The 11,773-nt window shown below is 48.1% G+C and carries 11 protein-coding genes; 6 read left to right on the top strand and 5 right to left on the bottom strand.

Going from position 1 to position 11,773, the window contains the following annotated elements; genetic code table 11:
- Nucleotides 1–7 precede the first annotated feature (7 nt).
- The gene (locus ACMGFG_RS15540; RefSeq protein WP_436931238.1) at nt 8–643 is read right to left on the bottom strand and encodes a DUF7680 family protein; all 636 of its coding nucleotides are present in this window, start codon (nt 641–643) and stop codon (nt 8–10) included.
- Complete coding sequence (locus ACMGFG_RS15535; protein WP_436931237.1) at nt 640–3,942, bottom strand: ATP-binding protein; 3,303 nt, start codon at nt 3,940–3,942, stop codon at nt 640–642. The genes ACMGFG_RS15540 and ACMGFG_RS15535 overlap by 4 nt, the downstream gene beginning before the upstream one ends.
- 308 nt (nt 3,943–4,250) lie before the next feature.
- Between ACMGFG_RS15535 and ACMGFG_RS15530 the strand changes: the two genes are divergently transcribed.
- The 4 genes from ACMGFG_RS15530 (at nt 4,251) to ACMGFG_RS15515 (ending at nt 6,776) form a co-directional block, all read left to right on the top strand.
- Nucleotides 4,251–5,117: a hypothetical protein gene (locus ACMGFG_RS15530; protein WP_436931236.1), complete on the top strand. Its 867-nt coding sequence runs from the start codon at nt 4,251–4,253 to the stop codon at nt 5,115–5,117.
- Nucleotides 5,110–5,628: a TIR domain-containing protein gene (locus tag ACMGFG_RS15525; RefSeq protein WP_436931235.1), complete on the top strand. Its 519-nt coding sequence runs from the start codon at nt 5,110–5,112 to the stop codon at nt 5,626–5,628. The genes ACMGFG_RS15530 and ACMGFG_RS15525 overlap by 8 nt, the downstream gene beginning before the upstream one ends.
- A gap of 84 nt (nt 5,629–5,712) precedes the next feature.
- Nucleotides 5,713–6,171, top strand: coding sequence for a TIR domain-containing protein (locus tag ACMGFG_RS15520; RefSeq protein ID WP_436931234.1), 459 nt, complete (start codon nt 5,713–5,715; stop codon nt 6,169–6,171).
- The gene (locus tag ACMGFG_RS15515) at nt 6,168–6,776 is read left to right on the top strand and encodes a RipA family octameric membrane protein (protein ID WP_436931233.1); all 609 of its coding nucleotides are present in this window, start codon (nt 6,168–6,170) and stop codon (nt 6,774–6,776) included. Before ACMGFG_RS15520 ends, ACMGFG_RS15515 begins: the two co-directional genes overlap by 4 nt.
- Nucleotides 6,777–6,832: 56 nt before the next feature.
- Here the strand turns inward: ACMGFG_RS15515 and ACMGFG_RS15510 are convergent, their stop codons facing one another.
- Nucleotides 6,833–7,144, bottom strand: a complete 312-nt coding sequence (locus tag ACMGFG_RS15510; protein ID WP_436931232.1) for a hypothetical protein — start codon at nt 7,142–7,144, stop codon at nt 6,833–6,835.
- 290 nt (nt 7,145–7,434) lie between these two features.
- Nucleotides 7,435–8,058, bottom strand: a complete 624-nt coding sequence (locus ACMGFG_RS15505) for a hypothetical protein (RefSeq protein ID WP_436931231.1) — start codon at nt 8,056–8,058, stop codon at nt 7,435–7,437.
- Between the two features lie 814 nt (nt 8,059–8,872).
- Between ACMGFG_RS15505 and ACMGFG_RS15500 the strand changes: the two genes are divergently transcribed.
- On the top strand, nt 8,873–10,318 hold the full coding sequence (locus tag ACMGFG_RS15500; protein ID WP_436931230.1) for an AlbA family DNA-binding domain-containing protein: 1,446 nt from the start codon (nt 8,873–8,875) through the stop codon (nt 10,316–10,318).
- Nucleotides 10,319–10,502: 184 nt separating this feature from the next.
- The gene (locus ACMGFG_RS15495) at nt 10,503–11,168 is read left to right on the top strand and encodes a recombinase family protein (protein WP_436931229.1); all 666 of its coding nucleotides are present in this window, start codon (nt 10,503–10,505) and stop codon (nt 11,166–11,168) included.
- Nucleotides 11,169–11,296: 128 nt separating this feature from the next.
- Here the strand turns inward: ACMGFG_RS15495 and ACMGFG_RS15490 are convergent, their stop codons facing one another.
- Entirely contained in the window at nt 11,297–11,764 is a 468-nt protein-coding gene (locus ACMGFG_RS15490) for a hypothetical protein (RefSeq protein WP_436931228.1), read from the bottom strand.
- Nucleotides 11,765–11,773 lie beyond the last annotated feature (9 nt).

The following is an 11,773-nucleotide window of genomic DNA, read 5'->3' as shown; positions in this document are numbered from 1 at the left end:
GTATACTCTATTGAATGTGTCCTGCAAGGAGCATTCGAAGTGCTTTCACTCCATTCGGATTGGTTGGGGACCGACACTTTGCATGCCAATAATAGCACTCTTCTAAACTCATCCGTGATATGCTATCAGCAACGGTGGTTAATTTCTCATACTTCTGAAGTCGTTTCATCGCTAGAAATGCAATAGTCAGCCGAATTCCCGCACCCTCAGACAGTACCGCTGACCCCTCACCGCGGGTTACGAAGTCGGAGTCAATCCCACAGTCATCCAAGACATCACGAACGAGTCTTTGAATCGCCTGCTGACGACTGTTCGAGAGGGCGGCAATTTTCAGGGCACACCAATTGTTCCAACGCCAATCTTTTAGTTTGCGGGTGGACGAAGCTCCAACTTTAGAAAAGTCGAGACTGCCGTTGGGGTCTTCCGATACGTCTGGCACAGCGGCCGAGACTGATACCCGCGAGAGTGTACGGTCGCTGTTCGCCTTTTTGAAGCGCTTCTGGCGTCCATCAGCAAGGTCTTCGGGGACTAGCTCGTACAGAGTGAGACCAGCATCATCGCCCAGTCGGCGCGTCAGGGCGAACGTCGGCCGACCGCCATACATGCTACTCCCATAGGCGAATGATTCCGTCTCGATACTCATGCGGACACCTCTTCACTCTGCTCCGACGCTTCTTTCACGATACCGGAGACGTCAAGTTCGACGTTGTTAATCCCACCGAGGTTTTCGAGAGCCTCCTGTAGCACATCCAGCGTGGCCTCGCGGCTGTCATCCTCCATGGACCCCGAGTCTATCGTCAGAACGGCTTCCCCTTCTGAGTCCCCGCCAGCACTGATGAAGCTCTCTGGGATATGATTCGTCCCAAAGTGGTTCGCAAACTCGGCTGCTGACCCCTCGAAACCAGCCTCAAAGACACTGCTCGACCTGTCAGTACCTTCCGCAACGAATTCGAACACGATAGACGTTGCTTGCCCAATCCCATCTAAATCTTTGAGCTTGTTCGAGATGAACCACGCCCGCTCCCAAACTTGGTCGCCTTCCAGTTCGATTTCAATGCTACCAATGACGACCTCAATATCGTTACTGGAGACATCATAGTTATCTCGCAGGCGCATTTTCTTCTGGTCGATAGCCGAGTTCACGTCCGAGAACGCACCCTGGATAGCTCTGGGAGTATCTGTCCCGACATTGAATGAGATTTCCGAGGGTCCGCTGTCGGTCTCTCCTGGCGGGTTAACAATCGTCGTCTTCGTAGTCTTTTCATCGTCCTCTTCGTCTTCATCCTCCTCTTCGGTTGGCTCGGGGAATGTAACGTCTCGTCCTTCGAGGAGTTTCTCACCATCTCCGTAGACGTGATGGTCATCGCTAATCACTACGCTTGACATCGGGAAATCCGTAGACATCTCCTCGGCTTCAGATAGTGTCTTCTCCCCGTCTGGTGTAGTTACAGTCAGAGTCTCGGAGCAATACCCTTCGCCCGTAGTGTCATCCCAGAACACGAAGGTGGACTTGGTGATGGTTTCTTCGTCAGCAGTAACCACAATCTCACGTATAGTCGCACGGAGCGGCTTGGGGTCAAGGAGGATATCGATATCAGTGCGCTTCGCGACGAGTTTTCTAATTTCCAGCGTTGTCATCGAGTCCGGTTCCGACTCCCAGATACGGTCTCGGAACCAAGTCGTTCCGAGTGCCCCTTCGTCCTGTGTGATGAGTTTATCTATACTTTCGAGACTCTCGAAAACAATATCATGAAGGTCGTTACTGTCGTTGACAGAATCGAGAGTCTCGTGCGCTAACTCTTCAGAATCTGGGTAATATAGATGCCTGTAGGACTGACGCACTGACTCACCGAGTAAAGCAGACTCTTGCTGAAGTCGCTCGTCAAGGTCGTCACGCTGGGCACTATTGAGTTCGTCTTCCCATGCCTCTCCGTTCAAGACGCGTTCCATTGCTTTCACCCGCCGAGCATGGTCGAGAGCGCCACTAATCTCCTGTTCTCCAGCCACGAGGAACACGACGTTGTTTCGGTAGACTCGTTTCTTTTCAGAGCCGGGTGAATTTCCCGTCTTGTTTGCTAGGGTTTGTATCAGGTCTGGAGCCCCCTCCGCGTCGTTCGTAACTGTCACTGCATCGAATCCCATCACGCATAGGCGAACTGTATCGTAGTCATCGGGAATTTCGTATGGGGCTTGAGCGTCGTATATGGTTTCGAATACTCCGCCTCCCAGCGCACCCTGAATCGTCTGTTCGAGACGATTTCGGGCAACACCGGTTTCGATTTGACTGGCCTCGTTAGTGATGAGCTGGGAAATCTTTGGTTCGCCCTTGAATCGAAGGAGACCGTTCTCTGTTTCGTAGAGGAAGAAGGCCTCTGTATCAGGATTCGACCCGGTTTCATTGAGGCTCTTAAGTGCATCTCGGTAGTGGTCAAGCTCAGTACCAGGTTCTAAAATCATCTCCCAGAGTTTCCGGCGTGTCACTCCACGCCCTCGATTCCCGCCAGAGACAATACTCTTCCAGAGAATACTTGTCCCGAGCTGGGTCGCTATCGGAGGATGCCCCATCGGTGTCCAAGTCTCGTCCTCGTACTCACACGCCGCTTTGCCGTCGTCACTGTGGATGTCAGACTTCGAAGCGGCACGCAAGTCTTGTTCGATGTGTTCAAAGAGGTCGAGCAATGTGGACCAGACATAGCTATCAGAGGGATGCATATCGAAGGCACGCACGTAATTCCTCCCCGCATTGGTGTCTTGGTCATTCCAGATTCGATAGACTGCACGGGAAACTAACTTCAGCGCACCACGTGTACGCTGGAAGTTTGGTAACGTGTCGATTTCCTTGCTAAGTAAGTCAATAAGTGTGGGATGGAAGGGATAAGTACGTTCGAGACGGTCTCGATAGTCTGCTTTTGTAACTCTATCCGGAAGGTCACCCTCTATCTCCCGGTAGAAGCTTTGGTACGCTTCGGCAGTTTTTCTGGCAGAACCGTCATCTACAGATTTGAAGAGCCGATTTCGGAGGACAGCAGCCACTTCATCGTCAGTTGTTGGCGTAACGTCGTGGTCGGTTCGTTCAGATATATCATCGAGGTCATCGATGAGGTCCTGAACTTCTTCTGCCCGTTCCTCAAACGCTGTGGACGAAACGCTGAGAACGACTGTCACTGCATCCGAATTCTGGGACGCTCGCATGAGTGACCAGAGAAATGAGTTCGTCTGTTTGGCCAAAGTTGAGCCCTCAACACCGATAGCAGCAGCCTGCTCGAAGTATTGCGCTACCTCGTCGATAAGAACGAGACCTGGTTGGTCAAGAGATTCGAAGAGCGTAGCGATTTCAGCTTCTCCAGGGGCCGAGAGGTCATTATCGTAATCGCTGAACTGAGCGTAGCCTTCTGCCCCCGCTAATTGGTAGGCCAATTCGCCCCACATCGTCTGTGTGTCGGGCGCGTTGTCATCCTCTTTGTTGCATTTCGCACTTTTTCCACTAACGTAACCGCCCTCGAAGACAGCAGTTCGGACTGAGATGTTATCTTTTATTTCTTCGAATTCTGCCCGTATATCGTCGTCAGTGACATACTTCCCGAGGTCTTCAACCGAGTCCGGGTGCTGTGAGAAGTGGTATGCCGCTATCTGCGAATGTGTCTTTCCCCCTCCAAAGACAGTGTCCAATGAAAGCAATCCGTCTTCTCCGCTGAATTCCCCTTTGTACTGCCCGACGTACCGTTTTGCAAGTATAGTCAGAAGGTCTTGGAGCCCCTCTGTCGGGTAGGTTTTTTCGAAGAATGAATCTGGGTCGGAATAGATATCGGGTGCTGCTTCGGGGTTGAAAACTACTTCAGAGAGTTTTGCTGCGAACTTATTTTCTGAGAGCGTTCCTTCGAGAACGTCATCGTGCGGGGTACACGTTTCAAAGAGGGAGGGAATCTCCGAGATGGTACTCATGGATACACCATTCTGTCCGCCCAACCCACTTCATACTTGTTACCAAGGAAACTGCTAAATCTATTTCAGCAGAAACCTTTGGTAGAAATCAGGGCACTACTTTTGTCAGGAGGTGTTAATTCACGTGACCATAAATTCTTCTGAGAAGTATAAAATTAGCTGCGGCCGGTTTGGGGAAACGATAATCGGATTGTCTCCCAAATACAAATTGCCGCTGAGATATCCAGGTTCTCAATAAATTTTATTTGCCTGGATATCTGATATGGATATGTCTCCCATGAAAAATACGCGGAGACCGGAGGAGATGAATGAGTTTTCGAGACCCATCAGGAGATACCTGTAGCACCGCCAGTAAGCCAGAGGGCCAGCATAACTCGGGACCGACAGGAGACTATCCAGTATCTGGTATAGTGAACCGAGTAAAGGTCCCGGATATAAACGAGCGAAGGGCAGTGGTGAACGACCCATCAATTGACACTGTAATGTTGTCAATTGAGTCCGCTCGAAAGCTGGTAGACATACACCGTGAAACCGCAAACACGTATTTCCGAGAGGACCAAACTGTAATTACGACGACTACGGTACACGATGATACTCTCAAAGAGTTGGGCTGGCTTGATGAGTTGGATATAGTACGTAGATTTGGGCCTGACTATCATATCCCCACGGAGTATTCAGTCTATCAGTCGCCGATGTCGCCAGAAGTACAGGAAAATGCGATATCCGACTGTATGGACGGAACCGAATGGTTCGACAAGCGATTAGAGAATCACTCGACCGCCGTCTTAGTGCAAGCTAAGGGATGGTTGCCGTGGCATTTTGAATTGTGCCGACCAACGATGGAGCGTTTAGGAACAGATTTTCTCGTGTTCTACGCAACGGGGTACAAAGCACGAGTCGAGGAACTAAAAAGGGACTTGGAGGCCCTGATTTCGGTGCTACACCCCTCTGGAATCCTGATTATCGGCAAACAATCTACTCGTTTCCTTTCTCAAGCGCCACCAGAAATCGTTGCAGCTGCTGGCGGGCGCTGGAGACGTAAGTCCGGTCTTGAGGAGAACAGACATAATTCGAAGAGACACAAGAATTGGAAGGTAAATGTCGAGCAGGACCTTGGGTCTGGTCAAGCAATACTCAACTCATACAATTCAACAAAGGTGAAAGAGAATGGGTAATAAGCATAAACCACGGAGTACTGAAGAGGGCGGCAGTTATCCCACAGAGGGAACGCGGAAACCGGGAGATGATAGTGAGGGAGGTAAGCAAGCCTCGCTCGATAGGAGACAAGACTATGCAGTATTTATCTCACACTCTTGGGACTACGACCAAGAGTACGCACGATTAGTTCGATTGTTGGAAGAGGCTAATCGCTTCGATTTCCGGGACTATAGTGTCCCTCAAGAAGAACAGTTCGATACCGAGACCGACGAAGAGCTCGAACGGGTTCTCCGCGAGAAACAAATCAAGCCTTCCTCAGTAGTGGTCGTTCTTGCAGGGTTATATTCGACGCATAGCGACTGGATTGGAAAAGAAGTTCGTATCGCTGAGGAAGAAGGGAAACCGATTCTCGGTGTGGAACCGTGGGGGAATGACCGGACCTCGAACTACGTAGAACAGCATGCTGATGAGATGGTTAGCTGGAATACGGATTCGATTGTAGACGGGATTCGTGACCTAGCACCTTGAGTGTCAGCCGTGGACACGTGATATCATTCGCCGTCTCAGACCTTGGGGAAAGCTACTATACCAGTGGACTATCTTTTACGGATTATGCCGAGAGATTCGTTGAACGTAGAAACCATCACACTTAGCGACGAGGAAAGACGAACAGAATACAGAATTTTCGTCTCACACTCTTGGGATTACAGCAGTGAGTATGAGAACTTGATTGACCTCCTTGATGAGGCAAATCGTTTCGAATATAGAAATTATAGTGTTCCCGAAGAAGAGGAGATAGATGCAGATACTGACGAGGAGTTAGAGGAGGAACTCCGTGAAGGGCAGATTAAACCTGCGTCCGTCGTTATCGCCCTTGCTGGCCTGTACTCGTCTTATAGCGACTGGATTGGTCGAGAAATTCGGATTGCTGAGGACGAAGAGAAACCCATACTAGGCGTTGAACCTTGGGGAAGTGACAACACCTCCAACTACGTTGAACGGCACGCAGACCGTATGGTGGGGTGGAATACCGACTCTGTTGTCGAAGGTATCCGTGATTTGTCTCCATGAGTAGTGAGGACGCGGATAAGAATATCGAGACACCTGAACCAAATGCTGGTCAAAATTCTGCTCTCGAACAATGGAAATTCTATGGGCAATCCACCCATCAAGTGAGTAACCGCCGTCTCAAGAACAATCGTTTCTACTTGCGTCTCCTCATCGCTCTACTTGGAATCGCTGGAATCGGGGGTAAACTTGGGTTCATTACACCGATTGGGATACTCTTTATTGGTGCAATCGGTTTACCGTTCTGCGTCCTCTGGACTTTTCACATTCTCTCGTACAAACAACTGAACAGCGGGAAGTACCGAGTTCTCTGGCAGATAGCGGAAGACCTTCCGTATGACCCATTCCAAATGGAGTGGGACCGTCTCAAACAAGGGAACGAGCCGAATGTCTATATCAAGCATACAACTGTAGAGGTCTGGTGGCCCCGTGTCTTCGGATTCTTTTATGCAATATTGTTGCTTTACGGAGGACTCTCTCTTCTCGGCAAGTTACAGTACTATTGGTGGGGTGTCGGTGTCCTCACCTTCATTTGGGGTATGTATGCAGTTTTAGTTCTGAAAGGAAAAAGCCCTACTCAGAAGTACTGGGATTACACTGGGGAATAGGCTATTGAGATTCAATTCTGGAATCTCTAAGAACAAGGAATCCGCTTGTGAGCTTATTAAACGGCAGTACTTTGGAAGAGATTGCGATAGAATTCCTCAATGCGGTCTACAGTATCGGTTCTCTCAAAATGAGTACTATGACGCTCAGAAAAACCATAGCCGTGTATATTACCCGTTGTTAAATTCGCTTCAATACGTGGACCACCACAATGGGTAACCGCGATTACTTCATTCACCGTGCCATTGAGTCCAACAACAAACTGTACGTCTACTGGCTCTAGTTCGTCTTTAGAGTCTATATTTTCAAACCTCTTTGCCGTCGATACAACTTCCTCAATGAGATAGGATTCTTTATTTGATTTTCCCATGGGTGTATGTCTTTAATTAGTATATTTAAGCTTTCTCCCATTCAAACGATGTTTCCAGCCATAATTTGAAGTGTGGTCAGAAACGCCTACAAAATTGTATCACAATATCTTGCAACATCGAGAAATTCGGAAGAGTTGAAGGAAAATCCGTGAGCGAAAATGTTGTCTGTGAATAGCTGGAACGGTTTGATACCCTTGTTTGCCTGAAAAAGTATTTATGAGGCAGTCAGTCGTAAAAATCCAGGTACTCGCTCACCTCTGCGAAGGCGACGTTTCTGAGAAGCTAAAATTCAAACAGGCAAATAGCTCGCAACGTTCTTCCCTTGCTCTATGAGCCAAACATCAATTCCGAAATGCTGAGCAATGGGTGTCAAGAGGACAAGTACGAGCGATGTGAATGTAAGGGCGATGCACCAGTTGAAATACGTGAATTTGGGGTCGTTCTTCTCCTGATTCCCTCCTGTGGTTGTCTCATAATCTAAGAGGAGCTGCTCGCGTTGGGTGTCCTCGTCATCGAACCCTGAGTAATCATGAAAGTCCCAGATATCTTTTCCAGGACGTTCATAGTCACGCGAGCGTATTGCATAGAGTCCTAATCCAGCAGAGGCAAGGGCTGGAACCATCACTGTGACAAGGAGAATTAGATGGAGGTCTTGGCTGAAGAGTGCAGCAAATGAAATTAGGAGTGTGTCTACGGTGACAACGATACCAATTTTGTTTTCAACAGCGGTCCGACGCCGTTCTTCATCGTCGTACTGTCTTCGAGCTTCCTCTAACGTCAGCTTCAGCGTTGAGAAGTCTTCTGGATTGACGATATCACGTTCATCATCCTCCTGTTCAGATTCAGCTTCTTCGTTGACCTCTGACTCACTCTCGTTCGTCTCCACTTCAGCCGTCTTACTTTTATCGGACATCTATCCGATTGCTCTCCCACACCGACTACAGGTTTTGTCAGACTCCTTTTGGTCATGATTTGCTCTCACGCTAAACTCCGCTTTTTCTCGACACTGGGAACAAAGAGGCATCAGCTAATTTGCTCCCCACATCGGCTACATTCGTTCGGATTAGGGTCTTCAGCAAGAGCTGCCCATGTTGATTCAGCCTCCTGAATACAGTCCTTGCAGAGCGCCATTAGCTAAGGTTCCGTCCACATCGGCTACACTTCTTGGAAGAACTTTCCTTAGTACTCTTCCCACCTGAAAGGGACACTGTATCAGCTTCTTTAATGCATTTAGCACAGAGCGGCATCAGTTGAACACCTTCCCACATCGACTACATTTTCCGGAGTCGCCGTACGAATCCGGCATTCTGGCCGTGATTGATGATTCTGCCATCTCTTCGCACTCTGGACAAAGTGGCATAGTTAGAATGTTCTTCCACAACGGCTGCATTTTTGTTTCTCCTTCTGAGCCACTGATGAGTCCGAATCGTTTCTGCATTTGGGGCAAAGCGGCATAGATAGAGGTAGAACGCTGTTGGGGTTAATATTCGGGGGACCGTACTGAAAGTAGTATCGACGAATCGCTATTCAGTTTTCCAGTCCATTCCTGCGCTATTGTCTGTTCAATTCTGGCGTTTTGGACTGCATCTAATCAGTCGTACATAATCGATGAGGAGACCTGCAATTCCTCTCGAAACCTGCGCTCTATACGGATTCTGAGTTCTTCGTTGGTGGGAACCCTCTTGGTGAGGTAAGTTGTTAAGAACGGAGCGTTTCAGGGTCAGGTAATGCGTCTACAGCAAGAGACTGAAAAGTTGATTGAACAATTCGCTTCCCAACCAGGGGTTGAGTCGGAAGAATTTGATTGTAAATCAAAGGAAATAGTTGAAAGTACTGAGGGGCGTAAAAAGCTTGTAAAGGTTCTTTCTGCGATGGCAAACCAAAATGGAGGGACCGTGATAATAGGAGTCCGGAAAGAATCCAACGATAGCCTCCTAATTCAAGGGTTCCCGGTTGAATCTGAGGTAATCCAACATATCACACATGTCGCTCTTGAATACACCACACCACCTATTATTGATTTCTTAGAGACAAACTTCATCGAATATTCAGGAAAACGTTTGCTTCGAATTGACGTAGATGAGGCCAATGAAAAACCAGTTCAGTACAAGGAAGACGGTGACTTTGTTCCTTGGATACGTGTCGGGGATGGTATAGATAAGATGAGCAATGACCAGCTGTTATCCTTTTTTCAATCCCGTGAACGGGAGGAATACAGTTTGTTCTCCTCTGAAATTGAACATCGCGTCGATGTGGAAATTGATGTTGGCTCTCAAGAAGACGTACCTTCTATTGAGTCTCCAGAGAATTGGCTACTAACAACCTCTGAAGGGCCCTCGATGTTTGTTTTCGGAGACCCGGGTTTCGCTCATGATTTTGGGAAATCAGTCCTCTATCACGTAGAAGAGCAAATTCATGCATCATCAGCTGAAGAGATATCTGAGGTTCTGGACCTACTTGAGAATTGTACTGGAACAGACTTATTCCCCTCAAGATTAGGTTATACAATTAAACTAGGTGACTGTCAAGTTGTAGGTCGCGGGGATAGATGGTTCATTGAGGACTTGGAAAAAATTGATTCTACTATTGAATTATTAGAAGAGTCTCAAAACGAAAATCCAATTTCAAGGGAGATATCCGACGATTCTCGTCCTATAGCAGTGGCCTATGCAAGTTGTCCCCCCGGAATTTTTTGGCTTGAAACTGAATGGCAAGGTGACCAATTTTCAAGGACTAAATGTGGATTCGTCTTTACAGACATTCCTTTTGATGGAAGTGGATATCAATCATTCTTTGCTGAGCTCGGTAGACAGCCAAATGTCTATGAACAGCGTCGAGGACTACAATTGCTAACAATATCTGGAGACTCTCAGTACCTCAATAATCCTGAGGTAGTCAATATTAGTTCTCATCCTGACGCACCAGATATTATGGTGGTCGATAATCCGTTTTACCACCGATTAGAAAAATTACAACAGCAGGCTCAAATCAACTTACCAGAATATCTCATTAATCCATTGGAAGGCATTAATCGCTTGCCTTTAGGCATTTCTGGTGGCTATACTGATAATCCAAAAAATGATTTGTTTCTTGATACCCTATCTGTGTTCTCAAAAAATCTCAATATGGATACTATTTTTATTTCAGGTTTGTGTAGACAGAAGCGGAGTTGAGATTGTCGTAGAATGAGCTACTATACGACAAACATACCTGCTCCTCTTAGTATTTAACCGTCTCAAGGAGTAGTCATCAACTCTTTGAGCGGGTCAGGAGTATGATGCCGGGCGAAAACGAACGTTCTTGACCAGGCTGGTCATTACCCCAATACTTTAAAAGTGACCCGGCGTGGTCATTAGTATGGCCGAAAACGCTGCACTTTACTGCCGAGTTAGCACAGAGGAACAATCTCTTGAACGGCAAGTAGATGCAACCGAAGACTACGCTCGGAATCGGCTCGGGATTGACCTGGCCGACCTCCAGTTCTACAGAGACAAGTCCACCGGGACCAACACGGACCGAGGAGCCTACCGAAACCTCCTCGACGACGTGGAAGCTGGACACGTGGACTACGTAGTCTGTAAAGACTTCTCTCGTCTTGCTCGGTCTCTTCAGGACCTTGAGTCCACGGTTGACCAAATTACAGAGGATGGGGCAGAAGTTCACTTCATCGATGAGGGAATGCAGTTCCGAGGTGAGGCAGAAGATGATGCCATGCAGCGTCTGATGATGCAGCTATTGGGCGCTGTTGCAGAATTCGAGGCAAACATCCGACAGCAGAATACCCGGGAAGGTCTCGCAGCTAGGATGAAGTCAGACGAATACTCACACGGGCCTGCCCCACTGGGATTCTCAAAGGAAGACGGGAAACTCTATGAGGGCGACGACTACGACCGAGCGTGCGCAGTATTGGATATGGTCGCTAAAGAGGAGATGAGCAAGCGAAAAGCAGCCGACGAACTCAACTCATCCCGAGCAACGATTCGACGGGCCATCGAAGAGCGAGGCGAACTCTACGGGTTGTGATTTCGGTTCATAGTTTACCCTCAATAATCCCCTCATAGAAGGTCAGACAACGCTTTGCTGGAGGACAGTACCTTTGTGAGGTTAACTTAATATGGCTGAATGGTTCTAACAAACAGTTTTGCTCCGATTTACCAGAGGTTCACTGCGGCCAGTTCCATTGACAACCATGCAACGATAGTCGCTCCGATTCCTATTGTTGGTTGAACTGGCAATAATAGTCCTCCAAAAAGAGCAGAGAGATACGAAATAACTGCTAACGGCTCGTTAGTATCTACCGCTTTTTTGAGAGCGAATAGTAAGCTGAAAGCCGTTTCCACGGTCAGCAATGTTTTGATAAAAGTTCGATATGCCGAAGGAATCTGTTCGAAGCCTCGCGCTAACTCTGTAGCTAGCGCTCCGAGTGGGGTGACACCAATAGATAGCATGACACCGCTGAAAAGGACAGTCCCTGTTATCGTCGTCCGTTTCCCAAAACCAGACAGAGACTCAAAGAGCTTTAGAAACACTATGATGAGAAGATATGCTGCCAAAACTGCGACAATCACGTTAGCTAAGAGTGCGGGCTCTACAGTTGGGTCTGTAAGACTGATAAGCATCGGTAGCCT

Source organism: Halosimplex halobium (genome assembly GCF_051414055.1).
Taxonomy (GTDB): domain Archaea; phylum Halobacteriota; class Halobacteria; order Halobacteriales; family Haloarculaceae; genus Halosimplex; species Halosimplex halobium.
The sequence above is the reverse complement of the archived record's forward strand: the minus strand, read 5'-3'. Positions and strand labels throughout refer to the sequence as shown.